The 21,998-nt window shown below is 73.6% G+C and carries 21 protein-coding genes; 7 read left to right on the top strand and 14 right to left on the bottom strand.

What is annotated here, in order from left to right; genetic code table 11:
• Positions 1-51 precede the first annotated feature (51 nt).
• The 3 genes from B085_RS0100775 to B085_RS0100765 are packed head-to-tail and all read right to left on the bottom strand — an operon-like array spanning position 52 to position 2,916.
• Positions 52-1,386 (bottom strand): hemolysin family protein, encoded by a 1,335-nt coding sequence (locus B085_RS0100775; protein ID WP_018556642.1) that lies wholly within the window; start codon positions 1,384-1,386, stop codon positions 52-54.
• Positions 1,387-1,391: 5 nt separating this feature from the next.
• On the bottom strand, positions 1,392-1,889 hold the full coding sequence (gene ybeY / locus B085_RS0100770; protein WP_018556641.1) for an rRNA maturation RNase YbeY: 498 nt from the start codon (positions 1,887-1,889) through the stop codon (positions 1,392-1,394).
• Between the two features lie 13 nt (positions 1,890-1,902).
• Entirely contained in the window at positions 1,903-2,916 is a 1,014-nt protein-coding gene (locus B085_RS0100765; protein WP_078619699.1) for a PhoH family protein, read from the bottom strand.
• 136 nt (positions 2,917-3,052) lie between these two features.
• On the opposite strand from B085_RS0100765, the gene B085_RS0100760 reads away from it, so the two are divergent.
• From B085_RS0100760 to B085_RS0100750, 3 genes are read left to right on the top strand one after another with little or no spacing between them, the layout of a single operon-like run.
• Positions 3,053-3,568 (top strand): GNAT family N-acetyltransferase, encoded by a 516-nt coding sequence (locus tag B085_RS0100760; RefSeq protein WP_018556639.1) that lies wholly within the window; start codon positions 3,053-3,055, stop codon positions 3,566-3,568.
• A gap of 52 nt (positions 3,569-3,620) precedes the next feature.
• The gene (locus B085_RS0100755; protein ID WP_018556638.1) at positions 3,621-3,848 is read left to right on the top strand and encodes a FitA-like ribbon-helix-helix domain-containing protein; all 228 of its coding nucleotides are present in this window, start codon (positions 3,621-3,623) and stop codon (positions 3,846-3,848) included.
• Complete coding sequence (locus B085_RS0100750) at positions 3,845-4,237, top strand: type II toxin-antitoxin system VapC family toxin (RefSeq protein ID WP_018556637.1); 393 nt, start codon at positions 3,845-3,847, stop codon at positions 4,235-4,237. The genes B085_RS0100755 and B085_RS0100750 overlap by 4 nt, the downstream gene beginning before the upstream one ends.
• A gap of 29 nt (positions 4,238-4,266) precedes the next feature.
• Here B085_RS0100750 and B085_RS0100745 read toward each other — a convergent pair whose 3' ends face one another.
• Entirely contained in the window at positions 4,267-5,364 is a 1,098-nt protein-coding gene (locus tag B085_RS0100745; protein ID WP_018556636.1) for a carbohydrate kinase family protein, read from the bottom strand.
• A gap of 126 nt (positions 5,365-5,490) precedes the next feature.
• Here B085_RS0100745 and B085_RS45340 point away from each other — a divergent pair, with 126 nt between their 5' ends.
• Both B085_RS45340 and B085_RS0100735 read left to right on the top strand, forming a co-directional pair.
• Positions 5,491-6,354, top strand: a complete 864-nt coding sequence (locus B085_RS45340) for an FHA domain-containing protein (RefSeq protein ID WP_026250544.1) — start codon at positions 5,491-5,493, stop codon at positions 6,352-6,354.
• 265 nt (positions 6,355-6,619) lie between these two features.
• A complete protein-coding gene (locus B085_RS0100735; RefSeq protein WP_026250543.1) occupies positions 6,620-7,435 on the top strand; it encodes an HAD family acid phosphatase in 816 nt (271 codons plus the stop codon).
• Here B085_RS0100735 and B085_RS40805 read toward each other — a convergent pair.
• The 8 genes from B085_RS40805 to hrcA all read right to left on the bottom strand — a co-directional run bounded on the left by B085_RS40805 (position 7,423) and on the right by hrcA (position 16,802).
• A complete protein-coding gene (locus B085_RS40805; protein ID WP_158689627.1) occupies positions 7,423-7,938 on the bottom strand; it encodes a hypothetical protein in 516 nt (171 codons plus the stop codon). The two genes, B085_RS0100735 and B085_RS40805, sit on opposite strands and share 13 nt — an antisense overlap.
• A gap of 70 nt (positions 7,939-8,008) precedes the next feature.
• Positions 8,009-8,998 carry an adenosine deaminase gene (locus B085_RS0100725; RefSeq protein WP_018556633.1) on the bottom strand — a complete coding sequence of 330 codons (990 nt, stop codon included), beginning with the start codon at positions 8,996-8,998 and terminating at the stop codon, positions 8,009-8,011.
• 30 nt (positions 8,999-9,028) lie between these two features.
• Positions 9,029-9,943, bottom strand: a complete 915-nt coding sequence (locus B085_RS0100720; protein ID WP_018556632.1) for a ribonuclease Z — start codon at positions 9,941-9,943, stop codon at positions 9,029-9,031.
• Positions 9,944-9,949: 6 nt separating this feature from the next.
• Positions 9,950-10,309: a histidine triad nucleotide-binding protein gene (locus B085_RS0100715; RefSeq protein ID WP_018556631.1), complete on the bottom strand. Its 360-nt coding sequence runs from the start codon at positions 10,307-10,309 to the stop codon at positions 9,950-9,952.
• A gap of 108 nt (positions 10,310-10,417) precedes the next feature.
• Positions 10,418-13,693 (bottom strand): S41 family peptidase, encoded by a 3,276-nt coding sequence (locus tag B085_RS0100710; RefSeq protein ID WP_018556630.1) that lies wholly within the window; start codon positions 13,691-13,693, stop codon positions 10,418-10,420.
• An 87-nt stretch (positions 13,694-13,780) separates the two neighbouring features.
• Positions 13,781-14,518, bottom strand: coding sequence for a 16S rRNA (uracil(1498)-N(3))-methyltransferase (locus B085_RS0100705; RefSeq protein ID WP_018556629.1), 738 nt, complete (start codon positions 14,516-14,518; stop codon positions 13,781-13,783).
• 128 nt (positions 14,519-14,646) lie between these two features.
• A complete protein-coding gene (gene dnaJ / locus B085_RS0100700; RefSeq protein WP_018556628.1) occupies positions 14,647-15,786 on the bottom strand; it encodes a molecular chaperone DnaJ in 1,140 nt (379 codons plus the stop codon).
• Entirely contained in the window at positions 15,786-16,802 is a 1,017-nt protein-coding gene (gene hrcA, locus B085_RS0100695; RefSeq protein WP_026250542.1) for a heat-inducible transcriptional repressor HrcA, read from the bottom strand. The genes dnaJ and hrcA overlap by 1 nt, the downstream gene beginning before the upstream one ends.
• 207 nt (positions 16,803-17,009) lie before the next feature.
• On the opposite strand from hrcA, the gene B085_RS0100690 reads away from it, so the two are divergent.
• Both B085_RS0100690 and B085_RS0100685 read left to right on the top strand, forming a co-directional pair.
• On the top strand, positions 17,010-17,744 hold the full coding sequence (locus tag B085_RS0100690; protein ID WP_018556626.1) for an MBL fold metallo-hydrolase: 735 nt from the start codon (positions 17,010-17,012) through the stop codon (positions 17,742-17,744).
• A gap of 30 nt (positions 17,745-17,774) precedes the next feature.
• Positions 17,775-18,602, top strand: coding sequence for a DUF3097 domain-containing protein (locus tag B085_RS0100685; RefSeq protein ID WP_018556625.1), 828 nt, complete (start codon positions 17,775-17,777; stop codon positions 18,600-18,602).
• 1 nt (position 18,603) lies between these two features.
• Here the strand turns inward: B085_RS0100685 and hemW are convergent, their stop codons facing one another.
• Positions 18,604-19,836: a radical SAM family heme chaperone HemW gene (gene hemW / locus B085_RS0100680; RefSeq protein ID WP_026250541.1), complete on the bottom strand. Its 1,233-nt coding sequence runs from the start codon at positions 19,834-19,836 to the stop codon at positions 18,604-18,606.
• 103 nt (positions 19,837-19,939) lie between these two features.
• A complete protein-coding gene (locus tag B085_RS0100675; protein ID WP_018556623.1) occupies positions 19,940-21,772 on the bottom strand; it encodes a SpoIIE family protein phosphatase in 1,833 nt (610 codons plus the stop codon).
• Between the last annotated feature and the right edge of the window lie 226 nt (positions 21,773-21,998).

The raw sequence follows: 21,998 nt of genomic DNA, 5'->3' as shown, positions 1-21,998 counted from the left end.
CCTCGAGGACAGGGCTCTGGCGTCAGCCCCGCACGGGCGAAGGGCGCGGCACTACCCGCCGTGCATCGCCCCGTCCGGCTCCGGACCCGCGCCGTCCTCGTCCACGACGGCCGCGACCGGCTCGACGAGAACCGCGCCGATCCGGTTGCGGCGGCCCGACGGGGCCTCCGCGGTGAGCCGCAGCGCGGCCGGCGCGTGGGGGGCCGAGGCGGTCTCGGGGAGCGCGACGACGGCGGAGGCACCGGGGATCGGCACGCGGCCCAGAACCTTGGCGAGCAGGCCGCCGACGGTCTCGACGTCCTCGTCGTCCAGGTCCACTCCGTAGAGCTCGCCCAGGTCGCCCAGGTCGAGGCGGGAGGTGACGCGGTAGCGGCCCTCGCCGAGCTCCACGACCGGGGGCAGCTCGCGGTCGTACTCGTCGGTGATCTCTCCGACGATCTCCTCCAGGATGTCCTCGATGGTGACGATGCCGGCCGTGCCGCCGTACTCGTCGATGACGACGGCGACGTGGTTGCGCTCGCGCTGCATCTCACGCAGCAGGTCGCCGGCGTTCTTGGTGTCGGGGACGAAGTAGGCGGGGCGCATCAGCGAGGAGACGGGGTCGGTCTCGGCGTCCCGGTTGATGTGCACCCGGCGGGCGAGGTCCTTGAGGTAGACGATGCCGACGATGTCGTCCTCACTCTCGCCCGTGACCGGGATGCGCGAGAAACCGCTGCGCAGGGCGAGGGTCATGGCCTGGCGGATCGTCTTGAAGCGTTCGATGGCGACGAGCTCGGTGCGCGGCACCATCACCTCGCGGACCAGGGTGTCGCCGAGCTCGAAGACGGAGTGCACCATGCGGCGCTCCTCGTCCTCGATGAGGGACTCGCTCTCGGCGAGGTCCACCAGCGCGCGCAGCTCCGCCTCGGAGGCGAACGGGCCCTGGCGGAAGCCCTTGCCGGGGGTGAGGGCGTTGCCGAGGAGGATCAGCAGCGCCGGGACCGGGCCCATGACCCGGGCCAGCGGCAGCAGCACGTACGCCGCCGCGGTGGCTGTGTTGAGCGGGTGCTGGCGGCCGATGGTGCGGGGCGAGACGCCCACCGCGACGTAGGAGACCACGATCATGACGGCGACCGCCACCAGGACCGCCTGCCAGGTCCGCTCGAAGTGCCGGACGCACACGACGGTCACCAGCACCGCCGCCGCCATCTCGCAGGCCACCCTGACCAGCAGCGCGACGTTGAGGTAGCGGGTGGGGTCCGAGGAGACCGCCAGCAGCTTGTCCGCCCCGCGCCGGCCGGCACGCACCGCGGCCTCCGCCCGGAAGCGGGAGGTGCGGGCGATACCGGCCTCGGCGCAGGCGGCCAGCCAGGCGACGACGACCAGCAGGACGGCGAAGACCACCATCGCGATCAGTGGGTGGTCGTCGGGGCCGGCGAAGGCCCCTGGATGCCGCGCTCGGCGCGCCAGCCGTCGAGGATGGCCTTCTGCAGGCCGAACATCTCGGCCTTCTCGTCGGCCTCGTCGTGGTCGTAACCGAGCAGGTGCAGCACCCCGTGGACGGTGAGCAGCTGCAGCTCCTCGTCCATGGAGTGCTTGGTCACGGCCGCGTCGCCCTGCTTCTTGGCCACCTCGGGGCAGAGCACGATGTCCCCGAGCAGGCCCTGCGGGGGCTCCTCGTCGTCCTTCCCGGGACGCAGTTCGTCCATCGGGAAGGACATGACGTCGGTGGGGCCCGGTTCGTCCATCCACTGGATGTGCAGCTGCTCCATGGCGTCGGCGTCGATCGCGATGACCGAGAGCTCGGACAGCGGATGGATACGCATGTGCTGCAGGGCGTAGCGGCTGATGTCGAGCACCGCCGCCTCGTCGAAGTCCCAGCCGGATTCGTTGTTGACGTCGATCGCCATAGTGCTTCGGTGGCTACTTTCGGTTGCCGTTGAGGTCGTCGTAGCGCTCGTAGGCGTCCACGATGCGCCCGACCAGCTTATGGCGTACGACATCCGTGCTCGTCAGACGCGAGAAGTGCACGTCCTCGAGGCCTTCGAGGATGTCCACGACCTGGCGCAGCCCGCTCTTCGTGCCACCGGGGAGGTCGACCTGCGTGACGTCTCCGGTGATGACGATCTTGGAGTCGAAGCCGAGGCGGGTGAGGAACATCTTCATCTGCTCGGCGCTGGTGTTCTGCGCCTCGTCGAGGATGATGAACGCGTCGTTGAGCGTGCGTCCGCGCATGTAGGCCAGAGGAGCGACCTCGATCGTGCCGCTCGCCATGAGGCGGGGGATCGAGTCGGGGTCGATCATGTCGTGCAGCGCGTCGTACAGCGGGCGCAGGTACGGGTCGATCTTCTCGTAGAGCGTGCCCGGCAGGAAGCCGAGCCGCTCGCCCGCCTCGACGGCGGGGCGGGTCAGGATGATCCGGTTGACCTGCTTGGACTGCAGGGCCTGGACGGCCTTGGCCATGGCCAGGTACGTCTTGCCGGTGCCGGCCGGCCCGATGCCGAAGACGATCGTGTGCTTGTCGATCGCGTCGACGTAGCGCTTCTGGTTGAGGGTCTTGGGGCGGATCGTGCGGCCCCGGCTGGACAGGATGTTCTGGGTGAGCACCTGGGAGGGGGTCTCCTCCAGGCCGTCGGTTCCGCTGTCCTGCCGGAGCATGGCGATCGACCGCTCCACTGCGTCCTCCGTCATCGGCTGGCCTGTGCGCAGTACCAGCATCATCTCGTCGAAGAGGCGCTGGACCAGTACGACGTCCGCGGGTTCCCCGCTCGCGCTGATCTCATTGCCCCGCACATGGATGTCGACCGCCGGGAACGCCTGCTCTATGACGCGCAACAGCGAGTCCCCCGACCCCAGGACGGTCACCATGGGGTGCTTCGCCGGTACGACGAAGTGGGCGCTCGCCTGCCGTTGCTGCGTTGTCCGTGTCTGAGTCATGGGCCAGGCTCGACGGCCTGCTCATCCCGCCTTCTGCTGTTCGGCATGCCACTGGGCTTGGGGTTCAAGGGTACGTCGGTGCGGCTTGGGTTCCGAGAGGTTTTACGCTCCGTCACGCGCCGGGTAGAACAGCACAATGAAGATCCGCACCGGAGGACCCGGGGACCTGCCCGCCACACTCGCCCTGCTGGACGGGGCCGTCGAGTGGCTCACCGCTCGCGGCCACGCCGGCCAGTGGGGCACCCGCCCCTGGTCCTCCCGGCCCCCGGCGGTGGAGCGCGTGACCCGGTACGCCGAGGAGTACCTGCTGCGGGTCGCCGAGACCGGCGGCCGGGTGGTGGGCGTCTGCGTGCTGGCCGAGGAGAGGCCCGAGTACGCCCCGCCCGTGGACGAGCGCGAGCTTTACGTCCGGCTGCTGGTCACCGACCGGTCGCTCTCCGGCAGCGGCATCGGCGCGGCCCTGGTGGAGGACGCCGTCGCCGAGACCCGGCGGCGCGGCATCCGGCTGCTGCGGGTCGACTGCTACGCGGGCGGCGAGGGCCGGCTCGTACGGCAGTACGAGGCCCTGGGCTTCACCCGCGCCCAGCCCTTCGCCGTCAGCCGGGAGGAGGGCGACCCCTGGCCGGGGCAGATCCTGGAGCGCCGGGCGTGACGGCGCATGCGAAACGCATGCATGCATGCGTTTCGCATGCTAGCGTCACGGAATGGCGAACATCCAGATCAAGGACGTCCCCGACGACGTGCACCGCACCCTCAAGCACCGCGCGGTCGAGGCGCACCAGTCCTTGAACGAGTACCTGCGCCAGAGGTTGATCGAACAGGCGAGAACCCCGACGGTCGACGACATACTCGCCAGCGCCCGGAAGTCGGCGACGGCCGACTACACGGTGGATGACCTCCTGGGGCACCTCGACGAGGGGCGCCGCGGGTGATCGTCGTCGACGCTTCGGCGCTCGTCCTGGCCCTCACCCACGGCGGTCCGCTGGGCGATCTCGCGCGCAAACGCCTGTCCGGCGAGATCCTGCACGCACCGGCCGTCATCGAGTTCGAGGCGGCTCATGCCATCCGTGGGCTCTCGCTCGGGGGAAAACTGGAGCAAGCGGCGGCGGAGACGGCGATCACCCTGCTGTCCGCCCTGCCGATCCAGCGCATGCCGGGCTACGCCCTGCTTGATCGCGTCTGGGAGCTGCGCGCCAGCCTCTCCGCGTACGACGCTTCGTACGTCGCGCTCGCCGAACACGTGGGGTGCGCCCTGGTGACGGGGGACGCACGCATCGAGCGGGCGAGGGCGGCACGCTGCCCCGTCGACGTCATCGCCTGACGCCCTCCCGCCGCCCGGCGCACCCCGCGTCAGCGCATCGGTGGCGGACGGAAGCCGACCGTCGGCACCGCCCGGCGCAGGGGCCAGCGGCGGGTGCCGGTGGGCAGCAGGTCGTCCAGGAAGGCGTAGCGGCGCAGTGCGGAGCGGTCCTGGTCGTCGTAGGCCTTGGCGTGCTGCCACCAGGCCGCGATCTCGATCCAGCCGGGCGCCGACAGCGATCCGCCGAACTCCTTCACCGACAGCGCCGCCGTGAGGCACGCGAAGGCCAGCCGGTCGGCGAGGGCCCAGCCGGCCAGGGTGCCGGTGAGGAAGCCCGCGACGAAGACGTCCCCGGCGCCCGTGGGGTCCAGGGCCTCGACGGAGAGCGCCGGGACCTCGGCCGCCTGCCCGGCGGCGGAGTCCACCGCGTACGCGCCCTCGGATCCCAGCGTGACCACCGCCAGGGGGACCAGCTCGGCCAGCTTGCGGGCGGCGGTGCGGGGGCAGTCGGTGCGGGTGTAGCGCATGGCCTCGGCCGCGTTCGGCAGGAAGGCCTCGCAGTGCGCCAGGTCGGCGAGGTCGGCGCGGTCCCAGCGGCCGCTGTCGTCCCAGCCGACGTCGGCGAAGATCCGGCTGCCCCGCCCGGCGGCGGTGCCGATCCACTCCTGCTGCGGGACCCCGGGCACCAGGGAGGCCACGCACGCCCGGCTCGGCGGCGGGCACGGCGGGGCTGGCTCCTCGGGCGGCGGGGCCTCGTGGCCGTGGCTGACCATGGTGCGCTCGCCCTCGTACGCCATGGAGACGGTGACCGGGGAGTGCCAGCCGGGGATCTTGCGGGACAGCGCCAGCTCGATGCCCTCGCCCGCGGCGAGAGCGTCCCAGCAGTAGTCCCCGTACACGTCGTCGCCGAAGGCGGCCGCGAGCGAGGTGCGCAGCCCCAGCCGGGCGAGGGCGGTCGCCATGTTGGCCACGCCGCCGGGGCTGGAACCCATGCCGCGCGCCCAGGACTCGGTGCCGCGGACGGGCGCGCTGTCCAGACCGGTGAAGATGATGTCCAGGAAGACCGTGCCGGTCAGGTACACATCGGTCTCCGGGTCGTCCGGCCCGCGTACCGCCGCGAGCGGGTCGAGGACGGGCTGGTCTTCCACCCGGGCTCCTCCCGGCCTGGTGTCGTTCCGACCGATCGTACGCGCGCCCGGGGCCTTGACCAGCGTTTGTCCGCGCGGGGACGCGGACGGATGCTGAGGGAAAGCGGATGACCCCAGGGGCTGGAGATGCCCGGACACTCGGCCGCACCGCCGCAACTGATCGTGACCACGGGGCCGGACGCCGGACGGGCCTACGCCGTTCCGGCCGGCTACTGCGAGATCGGCAGGCTCGCCGGCAGCGGGATCCGGCTGGACGCGGAGGGCGTGAGCCGGCGGCACGCCGCGATGAACCGCGCCGGCAGCCACGTCGTGCTCAGCGACCTCGGCTCGACCAACGGCACCTACCTCAACGGGACCCTGCTCGACGCGCCGCGCCCCCTCCGCGACGGGGACCTGCTCCGCATCGGCCACGTCGAACTGCGGCTGTCGGTGGAGGCGGCCCGGCACGGGCCGGCGCGTCCGGGGGATCCCGAGGACGGCGCCGCGGAGGAGCGCGGCGAGGATCCGGGCGGCGCTTCCCCGCCTCCGGCCGTCCTCCACGACCTCGGGGACACCCGGACCCCGTCCGGGCCCGGCGGCACCCACCGCTACGCCTCCGGGCGCGCGCAGTACCTCGCGGGCCGCCGGCGCTACGGGGGCGGCGGCGACGGCCGTGAGGCGGACCCCGGGGCCGCCGACGAGGCCTGCACCGGGCTGTTCCGGGTGCGGGGGGCCGGGCGGGTGCTCATGGCGGCCGGGGTGCTGGTGGCGCTCGCCGGGTTCGCCGTCTGGGTGTCCCTGATCCTCAGCCTGCTGGGCGGTGCGGGCAGCGCGCAGGCCCCGCCGGACCCCTTCGCGGAGTCCCTGTGGGGGCTGCCGAAGGCACCGCTGGGCTTCACCGCGTTCGCGGCGGGCGCCGTGCTCTGCGCGGGCGGTGCGGCCCTGTCGAGGCACACCCGTGCAAAGGGCGCGGCATCGGGGCGGCGCGGTCCCGGACGGCACCGCCACTGACCCTCGAACCGGTACCGGCATGCCGCCGCGGCCGCCCGGCCGCGGCGGCATGCCAAAGCTTTGCCGGTCCTTTCCGCACGTGGCGACCTGGGCTGATCCGGCCCCGGGCGGCGATTCCGGTTCATCGCGCGTAGACAGCCCTTGACCAGCATGATCGGGACCCCTAGCGTCGCCGCGTCAACGAGCCCCGCAGGGCCGGGCATCCCCCTCGAACGCGTGGGCCCGGCCGTGTGCGCCCTCCCGGCCGGATCGAAGGAGCCCCCAGATGCCCGCAGCCAGGCCGTCCGTGTTCACCCGCGGGCGCACCCGCACCGTCGCCGCCGCCGTCGCCGCGGTGGCGGCCGCCGCCACCCTCTACGGGGTCGGCGCGGCGAGCGCGGACACCTCCGTGCCGCGCAGCGACAAGCAGATCCCCAACCTGACCGACGTGGTCAACGACATCAAGGCGTACTACGGCGACACCGTCGACGCCTCGGGCGAGCACCAGGCCGCGGCCGACGGCAACTACGCCAAGCAGGTCACCGGCATCGAGAAGAAGGCCCAGGACTACCTGCGGGACGCCCTCGCGAAGTCCGCGCACCACCGCCACGGCAAGCCGGCGATCGTCCTGGACGTCGACGACACGTCCCTGCTGACGTACAACTACGAGCTCGAGGTGGGCTTCAACTACACGCCCGCCTCCAACGACGCGTACATCCAGAACAAGGACATGGCCCCGGTCCCCGGCATGCCCCAACTGGCCGACTGGGCCGCCGACCACGGTGTGACCGTCTTCTGGATCACCGGCCGCCCGGAGACGCAGCGCGCCGCGAGCGTCCGCAACCTCGGGGCCGCCGGCTACACTTCCACCGCCGACCCGGCCCACTTCTTCCTGAAGAACAAGGTCGCGACCGACTACCTGCCCTGCTCCGCCCCGACGTGGACCTGCTCCACCGTCGACTACAAGGCGGGCACCCGGGCCCACATCGAGGCGCAGGGGTACGACATCGTCGCCAACTTCGGCGACCAGTACAGCGACCTGATCGGCGGTCACGCCGACAAGTCGTTCAAGCTCCCCAACCCGATGTACTACGTGCCCTGACCGGCGGCGGGCCGCCAGCCCGCGGTGCCCGCCCCGCCGCGCGGGGGACGGGGGCCGCGGCGGCGGGCGCGGGCCAGCCACAGGCCGCGGCCCAGCGACCACAGCACCAGCCCGGCGACCAGGGGCCCGCCGAGCAGCATCGCCAGCCCGGCGCCGATGTTGGCGCCGATCACCCCGGCCGTCACCGTCCGCCAGATCGCGCCGGTCAGCAGCCCGGCCGCGAGCAGCGGCCCGATGACCTCCCACCACCGGCCGTCGAAGCGGTCCGGCCCGGGACGGGAGGCCCGGCCCAGCAGCACCGCCGCGCCGGTGGCCAGCACGGCGGCGGCCGCGCCGATCGCGGTCTCCGCCCCCGCCGGTATGCCGAAGGGCCGCACCAGGTAGTCCAGTTCGGAGGGGTCGAAGCCCGCGGCGTCCTGCCGGCCCATGAGCCCCCAGGTGGCGACGGGCGTGGTCACGATCAGCGTGACGGCCGCTGCGGGCCGCATCAGGTGCCTTCGCATGACTCCATGCTCCGCCCGCGCGGCACGCCCCGCATGAGTGCGCGTACTCAGACGGCACGCGCGGCGGCACTCAGAACGTGTGGGCGTCCACCTCGGCGAGGTACCGGGCGCGCAACTCCTCGTCGTCGTCGAGGAAGGCGGCCAGGAAGGAGTTGCGGGCGAGCCTGCGCAGGTCGTCCTCGCCGAGCGGCAGCGCGCCGGCCACGGCGTCGAAGGTGTCGCCCGCGTAGCCGCCGAAGTAGGCGGGGTCGTCGGAGTTCAGGGTGACCATCAGGCCCGCGTCGAGCATGGCGGGCAGCGGGTGGTCGGCGAGGGTGTCCACACAGCGCAGCCGTACGTTGGACAGCGGGCAGACGGTCAGCGGCACCTGGTCGCGGACCAGCCGGGCCACCAGGTCCGGGTCCTCCATGCTGCGGATGCCGTGGTCGATCCGGTCGACGCCGAGCACGTCCAGCGCCTCCCGCACATACGCCGGCGGACCCTCCTCGCCCGCGTGCGCGACCCGGCGCAGACCGGCCGCCGCGGCGGCCTCGTACACCGCTCGGAACTTCGACGGCGGGTGGCCGACCTCGGCGGAGTCCAGGCCGACGGCGCTGATCCGGTGCAGGTGGGGCCGGGCGGCCTCGAAGGTCTCCAGCGCGGACTCGGCGGACTCGTCCCGCAGGAAGCACATGATCAGCCGTGTGCTGACGCCGTGCCGCTCCGGGGCGCGGTCCAGGGCCCTCGCCAGGCCCTCCACCACCGTGCCGAGCGGGACGCCGCGCGCGGTGTGCGCCTGCGGGTCGAAGAAGACCTCGGCGTGCCGCACGCCCTGCGCGGCGGCGCGGGCGAGGTAGGCGTCGGCGAGGTCGGCGAAGTCCTGCTCCGTGCGGAGCACGGCCATGAGAGCGTAGTACAGGTCGAGAAAGGACCGCAGGTCGCTGAAGGAGTAGGCCTGCCGCAGCTCCTCGGTCGAGGCGTACGGCAGGTCGACCCCGTTCCGCTCGGCGAGGGCGAAGGCGAGCTCGGGTTCGAGGGTGCCTTCGATGTGCAGATGCAGTTCGGCCTTGGGGATGCTCACCCGGCAACCGTACAGGTCACAGGCGTTCGGCTAGGTCTGGCGGCGCTTCGGGACGACGACCCGGCCGAGGTCCTGGGCGACCGTCAGCTCGCCCTCGAAACCCGCGTCCCGTGCCTGGCGCTCGAAGTCCGCCGGATCGGTGTAGCGCTGCGAGAAGTGCGTGAGCACCAGGTGCCGGACGCCGGACTCCGCCGCCACGCGAGCTGCCTGACCAGCCGTCAGATGCCCGTGCTCCTCGGCGAGCGCGGCGTCCTCGTCGAGGAAGGTCGACTCGATGACGAGCAGGTCGCAGCCGTCGGCGAGGGCGTACACGGCGTCGCAGAGCCGGGTGTCCATCACGAAGGCGAAGCGCTGCCCCGGGCGCGGCTCGCTCACGTCGGCGAGCGTCACCCCGTCCACCTCGCCCTCGCGCTGCAGCCGGCCCACCGCCGGGCCGGTGATGCCGTGCGCGGCCAGCCGCTCCGGCAGCATGCGACGCCCGTCGGGCTCGACCAGCCGGTAGCCGTACGCCTCCACCGGGTGCGACAGCCGGCGCGCCTCCAGCAGGAAGGCGCCGGACTCGACCAGCACCACCGCCTCGCCCTTCACCGGTTCCTCGCGCAGGGCCACCGTCTCGCGGTAGGCGGTGGCGTAGCGCAGCCGGTCGAAGAAGCGGCGGCCGGACTCGGGGTAGTGGGCCGTGACGGGGTGGGGCACCCGGTCGAGGTTGATCCGCTGGATCACCCCGGCGAGGCCCAGGCTGTGGTCCCCGTGGAAGTGGGTCACGCACAGCCTCGTCAGGTCGTGCGCCGCCACACCGGCCCGCAGCATCTGGCGCTGTGTGCCCTCCCCCGGGTCGAAGAGGATGCCCTCGGCGTCCCAGCGCAGGAAGTAGCCGTTGTGGTTGCGGTGCCGGGTCGGGACCTGGCTGGCCGTGCCGAGCACGACCAGTTCACGTGCGGACACCGGCGGTTATCCGGGCGGCCACTCGAAGCCACGGCCGCCCAGCACGTGGGCGTGCGCGTGGAAGACGGTCTGGCCCGCCCCCGCGCCGGTGTTGAAGACGATCCGGTAGCCGCTGCCGGCCACCTTGTCCTCGGTCGCCACCTCGCCCGCCTCCCGCAGCACGTCCGCGGCGAGTTGGGGCGCCCGGGCGGCCAGCGAGGCGGCGTCCGGGTAGTGCGCCTTGGGGATGACCAGAACGTGCGTCGGCGCCTGGGGGTTTATGTCGCGGAACGCGACGGTCGTCTCGGTCTCCCGCACGACGGTCGCGGGGATGCTCCCCGCGACGATCTTGCAGAACAGGCAGTCCGCCTGCGGCTCTCCCGCCACCTGACGCCTCCGTCCAGGGGTTGATCAGTACGTCCCGCATGCTACCGGTGCCCCCCGCGGCGGCGCGCCGCCGCGGGGCCCGGGCCGCGCCGGGCCCCGCTCCCGCCGCTACGGCAACGGGGGCGCGGTGCGGGCCGGATCGGCCTCCAGCGCCTCCAGCGCGAGACGGACGGCCTCGTCCAGCTGCGGGTCCCGCCCGGCGGCCGAGTCCTGCGGGGTGTGGACGACCTCGACGTCCGGGTCGACGCCGTGGTTCTCCACGTCCCAGCCCATGCCCTCCAGCCAGGTGGCGTACTTCGGCTGGGTGACCAGCGTCCCGTCGACCAGGTGGTAGCGGGAGTCGATGCCGATGACGCCGCCCCAGGTCCTGGTGCCCACCACGGGCCCGATCCCCAGCGCCCTGATCGCCGCGTTGACGATGTCGCCGTCCGAGCCGGAGAACTCGTTGGCGACGGCCACGACGGGCCCGCGCGGCGCGTCCAGCGGGTAGCTGGAGGCCGGCAGCCCGCGGGGCAGGTTCCAGCCCACGATCCGCCGCGCCAGCTTCTCCACGACCAGCTGCGAGGTGTGGCCGCCGCGGTTCTCCCGCACGTCGACGACCAGCCCCTCCCGCACGACCTCCACGCGCAGGTCGCGATGGAGCTGGGCCCAGCCGGAGCCGACCATGTCGGGCACGTGCAGATACCCCAGCCGGCCGCCGGACAGCTCGTGCACGTACGCCCGGCGCCCGGCGACCCAGTCGTGGTAGCGCAGCGGCTCCTCGTCCGCGATGGGCACGACGACCACATGGCGCGCCGCCCCGCCGTCGGCGGGGCCCACGGTGAGCTCGACGGGCTTGCGCACGGTGCCCATCAGCAGCGGGCCGGGGCCGGTCAGCGGATCCACGGGCCGTCCGTCCACCGCGAGGATCGCGTCGCCCGCGCGGACCGCGGCGCCCGGCGCGGCCAGCGGGGAGCCGGCCATAGGGTCGGAGGTCTCCGAGGGCAGCACCCGCTCCACGCGCCACACGCCGTCCGCGTCCCGGGCGAGGTCCGCGCCCAGCAGGCCCTGGCGGTGCAGCCCGTCGCCGCGGCCGCCGTACGGCACGACGTAGGCGTGCGAGGTGCCGAGCTCGCCCGCCACCTCCCAGAGCAGGTCGACGAGGTCGTCGTGGGTGGCGACCCGGTCCAGGACGTGCCGGTAGCGCTCGCGCACCCCGTCCCAGTCGACGCCGCCCATGTCGGCGCGCCAGAAGTTGTCCCGCATCAGGCGGTGCGACTCGTCGTACATCTGCCGCCACTCGGCCTGCGGGTCCACGGTGACGCGGACCCGGGAGAGGTCGACGGTGACGTTGCTGTCGGTCTCGTCCTCGGACGGCGCCGACTTGTGGTCGGCGGCGGCGACCCGCAGCCGGTGACCGGACGTCACCAGCACCTTGTTGCCGTCGCCGCTGACGGCGTAGTCGTCGGCGTCGTCGGCGATGTCCTCCACGCGCAGCTGCTTGAGGTCGTAGCGCTCCAGCGCGGTGGACGGCGGCTCGGCCTCGGGTGAGGCCAGGCTCGCGCCCAGGACCCCGCGCACGGGGTGGCGCAGCCACAGGACGCCGTCCTTGGCCGCGCGCAGTGTGGAGTAGCGGGCCGCCTCCACCGGGAAGGGGACGATGCGGTCGGCCAGGCCCTCGGCGTCCACCCTGGTGACGGGAGTACGGGGGCGGTCCTCGCCGTCCTCCGTGCGGGAGTCCTTCCTGCCCTCGTCCTGGGCGCGGTCCTCGCCGTCCTTGTCCTCGGCGGAGGAGTCGACCGGGCGGCCGTGGCGCTGCGGGCCGAAGGGGGAGGGCGTGGTGGCGGCGAGCGTGATCAGGTGGGGACGGCAGGCGCGCAGGAAGGCCATGTCGAAGACGTGGTCGTCGTAGACCGGGTCGAAGGAGCGCTCGGACAGGAACGCCAGGTGCTTGCCGTCGGCGGTGAAGGCGGGCGAGAAGTCCTGGAAGCGCAGCGGCGTCGCGTCGACGACGGTGAGGTCGGCGGTCGAGGCCAGCTTGAGCTGGCGCAGCGGGTCGGGTCCGGCGTGCGACCAGGCGAGCCAGGCCGAGTCGGGCGAGAAGGCGAGGCCGGTGGCGTGGCCGTGCTCGCCCTCCACGACAGTGCGGACCTCACCGGTCTGGGCCTCGACGAGCAGCACCCGGCCGTCGTGCGAGGCGACGGCGATCCGGTGGCCGTCCGGTGAGACGGTCATCCCCAGCACCCGGCCGAGCCGCCCCGAGGCCAGCCGGCGGGGCGCCGCGGTGCCGGTGCCCGCCGCGGGGGCGATCTCCAGCGCGTCCTCGCCCTCGGCGTCGGTGACCCAGACGACCTGCTGGTCGCCCTCACCGCCGAACACCCGCGGCAGCCTCGTGCGCACCCCGGGCTCGGCCGACAACGCCCGTGCCGGGCCGCCGCGGTGGGTGACCCAGTGCGTGGTGCCGCGGATCTCGACCGCGCTGCCGCGGCCGGTGTGGTCGGGCCGCGCGTCGCCGAGGTGGTAGGCCGCGTGGATCGGGTGCGGCTGCAGGTCTGCGCGCTGGCCGCCGAGGCGCACCTCGACCGGCCGGGCCTCGGCGCCGTCGAGGTCGTCCAGCAGGAACAGCCGGCCGGTGCTGGTGTAGACGACGCGGGAGCCGTCGCTGGCGGCCTGCCGGGCGTAGAAGCCGCCGTCCGCCACGGAGGTGTGGCGGCGCAGGTCCGAGCCGTCGGGGAGGCTGGAGTAGACGGCGCCGACGCCCTCGTGGTCGGAGAGGAAGGCGATCCTGTCCCCCACCCACATCGGGTACTCCAGGTTGCCGTCCAGGCCGGTGTGGATCCGCTCGAACTCTCCCTCGCCCGTGCGGTCGATCCACAACTTGCCCGCGGTGCCGCCCCGGTAGCGCTTCCAGGCCGCCGCCTCACGGCCCATCGTGGCCGACAGCAGCAGCACGGCCCCGTCCGGACCGTGGGCGACGGCACCGACCGGCCCGTACGGCAGCGTCGAGGCGGGACCGCCGTCGACCGGGATCGCCCGCGCCCAACTGCGGCGCAGCGACGCCTGCCCGTACGTGCTGATGGCCAGCACGTCGCCGCCGGGCGTCCAGCCCCGTACGGAGGTGCGCACGCTGCCCCAGTGCGTCAGCCGCTTCGACGGCCCGCCGTCGGCGGCCGCTACGTGCACCTCGGGTGCGCCGTCCCGCGTGGAGGTCCACGCGATGAGCGTCCCGTCGGGGGAGAACCGCGGATGGCCGACCGGCATGTTGTCGGCGCTGACCCGCCAGGCCCGTCCGCTGCCGTCCAGCGGGGCGGCCCAGACGTCGTCCTCGGCGGTGAAGGTGATCAAGTCACCGTGCAGGTGCGGGAAGCGGAGGTACGCGGGATGCGAAGGCTGCGGCTGCGTCACGTCGCCACATTAACCACCCGGCGCCCGGCTGGTCAGGGGTTTTCGATCTCATTGCCCGCCGGGGGGGACGCCACCTCGGCGGCCGCGTCAGCCCCAGCGTCCGGTACGTCCCAGCAGGAGGGCCGTGGCGGCGACACCCGCGGTGGAGGTGCGCAGCACGCTGGCGCCGAGGCGGTACGGCTTCGCTCCTGCCGCGGCGAAGGCGTCGAGCTCCTCCGGGGAGACCCCGCCCTCGGGACCGACGACGAGCACGATGTCGCCCTCGGGCGGCAACGGGGCCGTGGCGAGGGGCTCCGAGCCCTCCTCGTGGAGGACCGCGGCGAACGCGGCGCCGGACAGCAGCCCGGCGAGCTGACGGGTCGTCAGCAGATCGGCGACCTCCGGGAACCGCAGCCGCCGGGCCTGTTTGGCCGCCTCCCGGGCGGTGGACCGCCACTTGGCCAGCGACTTGGCGCCGCGCTCGCCCTTCCACTGGGTGATGCAGCGCGCGGCGGCCCACGGCACGACGGCGTCGACGCCGACCTCGGTCATGGTCTCGACGGCGAGTTCCCCTCGGTCGCCCTTCGGCAGCGCCTGGACGACCGTGATCCGCGGGCGGGGCTCGGACTCCTCGCGGACCTCGGCGACGGCGACCTCGAGCGTGTCCTTGCCGTCGACGGCCGCCACCGTGCCGTACGCGCCGCGCCCCAGGCCGTCGGTGAGCACGATCTCCTCGCCGGCCCGCAGCCGGCGCACGGACACCGCGTGCCGCCCCTCGGGTCCGGAGAGCGTGATGCGGTCCGGGCCCAGCGCGCCGGGTTCGACGACGAAGACGGGTGCGGTCACGGCGCGGTCCTCGGGGAGCGGTGGGTCAGGGCGGCCATGCGCCCATCGTTTCACGGCACGCGACGGCCCGCGGTCCAGGGTGTCGTGCGCCCCGGCCGCGGGCCCCCGGGTGGCTGGGCCGTGTCGCCCTAGCGCCCGTTGAACGCGTCCTTGAGGCGGGAGAACAGCCCCTGCTGGCCCGGCTGGAACTGCCCCAGGGGCCGCTCCTCGCCGCGCAGCTTCGCCAGGCGGCGCAGCAGTTCCTCCTGCTCCGGGTCGAGCTTGCCCGGGGTCTGCACCTCGACGTGCACGATGAGGTCGCCCCGGCCGCCGCCGCGCAGGTGCGTGATGCCGCGCTGGTGGAGCGGGATCGACTGGCCGGACTGCGTCCCGGGCCGGATGTCGATCTCCTCCAGCCCGTCCAGGGTCTCCAGCGGGACCTTGGTGCCCAGCGCCGCCGCCGTCATCGGAATGGTGACGGTGCAGTGCAGGTCGTCACCGCGCCGCTGGAACATCTGGTGCGGGAGCTCACGGATCTCGACGTAGAGGTCGCCGGCGGGGCCGCCGCCGGGGCCGACCTCGCCCTCGCCCGCCAGCTGGATGCGGGTGCCGTTGTCGACTCCGGCCGGGATCTTGACCGTCAGCGTGCGCCGCGAACGGATCCGGCCGTCGCCCGCGCACTCCGGGCACGGGTTGGGGACGACGGTGCCGAAGCCCTGGCACTGGGGGCACGGGCGGGAGGTCATGACCTGGCCGAGGAAGGACCGCGTGACCTGCGAGACCTCACCGCGGCCGCGACACATGTCACACGTCTGCGCGGTCGTGCCCGGGGCGGCGCCCTCGCCGTGGCAGGTGTTGCAGACGATGGCCGTGTCGACCTGGATGTCCTTGGTCGTGCCGAAGGCCGCCTCGTCCAGCTCGATCTCCAGCCGGATCATCGCGTCCTGGCCGCGCCGGGTGCGCGAGCGCGGGCCGCGCTGGGACGCCGTGCCGAAGAAGGCGTCCATGATGTCGCTGAAGTTGCCGAAGCCCTGGCCGAAGCCCGCGCCCGCGCCCGCACCGCCGCCGTTGGCGGACAGCGGGTCGCCGCCGAGGTCGTAGACCTGCTTCTTCTGCGGGTCCGAGAGCACCTCGTAAGCGGCGTTGATCTCCTTGAACCGCTCCTGGGTCTTCGGGTCCGGATTGACGTCCGGGTGCAGCTCGCGCGCGAGACGGCGGAAGGCCTTCTTGATCTCGTCCGGTCCTGCGTCGCGGCGCACGCCGAGCACGGCGTAATAGTCCGTGGCCACTACGACTCCGCCAGGATCTGTCCGACGTAACGTGCCACTGCGCGTACCGCTCCCATCGTTCCGGGGTAGTCCATGCGGGTCGGTCCGACCACGCCGAGTTTCGCCACCGCCTCGTCGCCCGAACCGTAGCCGACGGAGACGACCGATGTGGAGTTCAGGCCCTCATGGAAGTTCTCGTGACCGATTCTCACCGTCACGCCCGAATCCTTGGCCTCGCCCAGCAGCTTGAGAAGCACCACCTGCTCCTCGAGCGCCTCCAGCACCGGGCGGATCGTCAGCGGGAAGTCGTGCCCGAAGCGGGTCAGGTTGGCCGTGCCGCCGAGCATGATCCGCTCTTCGGTCTCCTCGACCAGGGTCTCCAGGAGTGTGGCGAGCACCACCTGGACGGAGGGCCGGTCGTCGGGCTCGAAGCCCTCGGGGAGCTCCTGCACCAGCGGCGGGACGTCGCTGAACCGGCGCCCCACCACCCGGCTGTTCAGCCGGGCGCGCAGGTCGGCCAGCACGGTCTCGCCGACCGGTGCCGGGGCGTCCACCAGTCGCTGCTCCACCCGTCCGGTGTCCGTGATCAGCACCAGCATGACCCTGGCCGGGGCGAGCGCGAGCAGTTCGACGTGGCGCACCGTCGAGCGGGTGAGCGACGGGTACTGGACGATCGCGACCTGCCGGGTGAGCTGCGCAAGCAGCCGGACCGTCCGGGCCACCACGTCGTCGAGGTCGACGGCGCCGTCCAGGAAGTTCCCGATGGCCCGGCGCTCCGCGCCGGACAGCGGCTTGACACTGGTCAGCCGGTCGACGAAGAGCCGGTAGCCCTTGTCGGTCGGCACGCGGCCGGCGCTGGTGTGGGGCTGCTGGATGTAGCCCTCGTCCTCCAGCACGGCCATGTCGTTGCGGACGGTGGCCGGGGAAACGCCGAGGGCGTGCCGCTCGGTCAGCGCCTTGGAGCCGACCGGCTCCTCGGTGCCCACGTAGTCCTGGACGATGGCACGCAGCACTTCCAGTCGTCGTTCACTGAGCATCGCGCACCTCCAGTCGCTCGGTCACCGTGCGGGTCGTGTCGCCCCCGTGGCCTGGCACTCCTCTGGGCTGAGTGCCAGCTTTCCCCAAGTCAGTGTACGGCGGGGTGGCAAGACCTCGGCAAGGGCCGTCCACGGGTCCGGTCCCGGGACGTCCTTGACCGGCCACCGTAGCGGGCGCGGGGCAGGTGGCGGGGATACCGTCACGTTGTGGAGACCACACCGACCGCGCCGGGCTCCCCCGGCGGCTGGGAACAGCTCGCCCCGGGCGTCGCACGGCGGCGGCTGCCCTTCCTCGACGTGACCGTCGGGGTGGTCGTCGGCGACGACGGCGTGCTGCTGATCGACACGGGCTCCTCCGTCCCCGAGGGCGCCGGACTCCGCCGTGAGGTCCGCGAACTGACCGGGCGGGACGTGACGCACATCGCACTCACCCACGGCCACTTCGACCACGTCTTCGGCACCGCCGCCTTCGAGGGCGTCCAGGTGTTCGGCGAGATGACGCTCGACACCTACCTCGGCCGCGAGCGCTTCTCGCTGGGCCGGGACGCGGTCCGGCACGGCGCCGACGAGGCCGAGTCCGCGTGGGCGGCGGAGGCCCTCGTGCACCCCGGTCACCTCGTGGACGGCTCCTGCGAACTCGACCTCGGCGGCGACCGGCAGGTCCTGCTGGTCCACCCGGGTGAGGGGCACACCACGCACGACCTGGCGGTGGTCGTGCCGGGCACGCCGGCCGTGGTCTTCTGCGGCGACCTCGTCGAGGAGTCCGGCGAGCCCCAGGCCGGGCCCGACGCCGCCCCGCACGCCTGGCCCGCCGCCCTGGACCGGCTGCTGCTGCTGGGCGGCGAGACCGCGCTGTACGTGCCGGGCCACGGCGCGGTCGTCGACGCCCGCTTCGTCCGCGCCCAACGGGACTCGCTCGCCGCCCGGTTCGGATCCGCCTGAGCGGCGTGCCGCGCGGATACGATCGCAGGCATGCGCAGCCGCAGCTACGACCCCGACCTCACCCCGCCGTGGAAACGGCCCGCCACGCCCGCGCCCGAGGTCGCCGCCGAGCGGGACCTGGTGGTGGAGGAGGTCTCCACCGGCTTCTGCGGCGCCGTCGTCCGCTGCGAGAAGACCGCCGAGGGCCCCACGGTCACCCTTGAGGACCGCTTCGGCAAGCACCGCGTCTTCCCCATGGCAACCCGCGGCTTCCTCCTGGAGGGCCGCGTGGTCACCCTCGTGCGCCCCTCCACCGCCCCCGCGGGCGGCCCGCGGCTGACCGCCTCCGGCTCCCTCGCCGTCCCCGGCGCCCGGGCCCGGGTCGCCCGCGCCGGCCGTATCTACGTCGAGGGCCGCCACGACGCGGAACTGGTCGAGCGCGTCTGGGGCGACGACCTGCGGATCGAGGGCGTCGTCGTCGAGTACCTGGAAGGCGTCGACGACCTCCCCGCCATCGTCGCCTCCTTCGCCCCCGGCCCGGACGCGCGCCTCGGCGTGCTCGTCGACCACCTGGTGCCCGGCAGCAAGGAGTCCCGGATCGCCGCGGAGGTCACCGGCGAGCACGTCCTGGTCGCCGGCCACCCCTACATCGACGTCTGGGAGGCCGTGAAGCCCTCCTCCGTCGGCATCCCCGCCTGGCCGGCCGTCCCCCGCGGCCAGGACTGGAAGACCGGCGTGTGCCGCGCCCTGGGCTGGCCGGAGAACACCGGCGCCGCCTGGCAGCGCATCCTGGGCGCCGTCCACTCCTACAAGGACCTCCAGCCGGAACTGCTGGGGCGCGTGGAGGAGCTGATCGACTTCGTCACGGCCCCGGCGTGAGTCAGTCGACCAGGTCCCTGACGACGGCGTCGGCCAGCAGGCGGCCGCGCAGCGTGAGGACGGCACGGCCCTCACGGTAAGGACCGGTCTCCAGGAGCCCGTCCCTTACGGCGCGCTCCGCGGCCCCGGCGCCCGCCGGGGCGAGCACGTCCAGCGGGCAGCCGTCGGACAGCCTCAGCTCCAGCAGGATCCGCTCCACCCGGCGGTCCTCCGCCGCCAGCACCTCACGGCCCGCCCCGGGACTGCGGCCCTCGGCGAGCGCCGCCGCGTACGCCGCGGGGTGCTTCACGTTCCACCACCGCACCCCGCCCACGTGGCTGTGCGCGCCGGGCCCGGCTCCCCACCAGTCCGCGCCGGTCCAGTACAGCTCGTTGTGGCGGCACCGGGCCGCCTGCGAGGTCGCCCAGTTCGACACCTCGTACCAGCCGTAGCCGGCCGCCGCCAGGCGCTCCTCCGCGATCAGGTAGCGGTCCGCGTGCACGTCGTCGTCCGTCATCGGCACCTCGCCGCGCCGGATCCTGCGCGCCAGCTGCGTGCCCTCCTCCACGATCAGCGCGTACGCCGACACATGGTCGGGCCCCGCGCCGATCGCGGCGTCCAGCGACGCCCGCCAGTCGTCGTCCGACTCCCCGGGCGTGCCGTAGATCAGGTCCAGGTTGACGTGCTCGAACCCCGCCGCCCGGGCCTCCGCCACACACTGCTCCGGGCGGCCCGGCGTGTGCCGCCGGTCCAGTACCTGCAGCACGTGCGGGCGGGCGCTCTGCATCCCGAACGAGAGCCGCGTGTACCCCCCGGCCCGAAGCTCCTCCAGATACGCCGGGTCCACGGACTCCGGGTTCGCCTCCGTGGTGACCTCCGCACCCTCCGCCAGGCCGAACTCCTCCCGGATGGCCCCCAGCATCCGGGCCAGGTCCGCGGCCGGCAGCAGGGTCGGCGTCCCGCCTCCGACGAACACGGTCTCGACGCGGCGGGGGTCGTCGCCCAGCACCTTGCGGGCCAGCCGGATCTCGTCGACCAGGGTGTCCGCGTAGTTCTCCCGTGAGGCGAGCACGCCCCCGGTGCCGCGCAGCTCGGCGGCGGTGTAGGTGTTGAAGTCGCAGTACCCGCAGCGGGTGGCGCAGTACGGGACGTGCAGGTAGAACCCCAGGGGGCGGGAGTCCGCGCCGTGCAGCGCGGTCGGGGGGAGCGCGCCGTCCTCCGGCATGGGCTCCCCGTCGGGCAGTACGGATGGCATGCGTCCCATTGTCCGCCATCCCTTCCGAGGGCGGTTCCGGTCCCCTCGTGCGGGGCCCGGTTGTCGTGTGCGGCTCCGTTGCGCCTGCGGGCGGCTGCGCCCCTCACTGGGCCTGAAGCACGAGCACCGCGAGATCATCATCCGGCGGCGCCACGTCGTACTCGTGCACCGCCCTCCGGATCCGCTCCGCCACCCCCGCCGCCCCCAGCCCGGCGCAAGCCGCCAGCACGGCCGCCAGCCCGTCGTCGTCGTCGAACTGGCGGCTCCCGTTGCGCCGCTCCGTCACCCCGTCCGTGACGCACAGCAGCGTGTCCCCGGGGGCCAGCCGGAACGATTCGCTGCGGTAGCGCGCGTCGTCCGTGATCCCCAGCAGTATCTGCGGCACCGCGGCGGGCCGTACCGCGCCGTCCCCTGTCAGCAGGAGCGGAAGGGGATGCCCGGCGCTGGCCAGGGTGCACAGGGCGCCGCCGCCCGGCGCACCGGTGCCCTCCCCCACACCCTCCGGCACGATCTCCCCGTACAGCAGGGACAGGAACCGCGGCCCCGTGTCCCACCCCGGCCCGAGCGCGTCGCCGAGCGTGGCCGCGGCGGCCTCGTCCGCGAGCGCGCGGTTGAGCCGGTCGAGGACCTCCGTGACGCCGTACCCCTCGCGCGCGAGGAGCCGCATGACGGGCCGGGCGAGGCCGGTGACCGCGGCCGCCTCGGGGCCGTTGCCCTGGACGTCGCCGAGGGCGAAGCACCACCGGCCGCCGCCCGCGGGGAAGAGGTCGTAGAAGTCGCCGCCGACGACATCGGCACGCGTGGGCTCGTAGACGACGGCCGTGTCGAGGCCCGGCACCGCGCCGAGCCCCGCGGGCAGCAGGCCGCGCTGCAGGACCCGGCTGATCATGGCCTGGCGCGTGTACTGCCGGGCGGTGCCCACCGCCAGTGCGACGCGGCGCGCGAAGTCCTCGATGAGGCCGATGACCTCGTCGGGGAAGCGCATCAGCCCGGTGCGCCCGAGCAGCAGCGTGCCGTGGCAGCGGCCGCCGGTGACCAGGGGGCAGGCGAGGGCCGCGCCGAACGCGTCCGCGCCCTGGGCGGTGGCGGGCCACGGCCAGGGCACGGCGCCGGCGCGGGAGGCGGGCGGCGGCGGTTCCTTCTCCAGCACCATGCGCAGCTCGTCGATGCGGCCCTCCGAGGTGTGCCAGACGCGCGCCAGGCGCGGCTCGGCACCCTCGGGCCCGTCCCCGGAGAGCCAGACCGCGCACCAGTCGGCGAGGCGGGGCACGAGCAGCTGCCCGGCGAGCGAGGCGACCATGTCCTCGTCGAGCTGCCCGGCGAGCAGGTCGGATGCCTCGGCGAGGAAGGAGAGCGAGCCGCGGTTGATCCACTCGCTGTCGTACCGCCGCGGCAGCCGGTACGCCGTCGGCGCGAGGATCTCGGTGGCGCGCAGTCCGCGCAGCAGGGCGCGGTCGGCCTCGGGGGCCGGCGGCAGCGTCCCCACGGGCTCGCGGTCGGCGGCCAGCCGGCACCAGATGGTCTTGAGCTCGCGCCGGTAGGTGATGCCCCACTCTTCGGAGAGCGCGGAGACGAGCTGCAGTCCGCGCCCTCCGTCGCGGCCTTCGCGGGCGAGTTCGGCCCGGTCGCGGACGACCCGGGCCGGGTGGTGGTCGGAGACCTCGACGACGAGTCCGCCCTCCTCACGACCGCCTGGCGCCGAACTCTCCAGCCTGCAGAGCAGCTCGACGGTGGTGCCGGCGTGGATGACGGCGTTCGTGACGAGTTCGCTCACGAGCAGCACCGCGTCGTCCACGAGGTGGTCACCGATGCTCTCGGCCGGCCAGGGTTCCTCGGTGGTCCACTCGGCCAGCGCGGCACGGACGAACTTCCTTGCCGCGGAGGCCGCCAGCTGGTTGCCGGGCAGGCTGGTACGGGAAACGAACTCCCGTGGCATGGAATCTGGCCCCACTGTGCGGCTCCCGAGCAGATCCGGCATTGCGCCCTTAACGGCACGCCCAGCGTGACAGACTGAGCGCGCTCATAAGCGCCGAGTCACCGAAGAAGGCCGTCATGGCTCTTAAATCGGCTGTTCCCGCCCCGAAAACCGCGACTCCTGCGCGTCCGCGTGTCGCCGACCCGCCCACGGACGGTGAGTGGATACGCGCGGCGGAACTGCGGCC

The sequence above is a fragment of the Streptomyces sp. BoleA5 genome, assembly GCF_000373665.1.
In the GTDB taxonomy this organism is placed as follows: Bacteria; Actinomycetota; Actinomycetes; order Streptomycetales; family Streptomycetaceae; genus Actinacidiphila.
The sequence above is the reverse complement of the archived record's forward strand: the minus strand, read 5'-3'. Positions and strand labels throughout refer to the sequence as shown.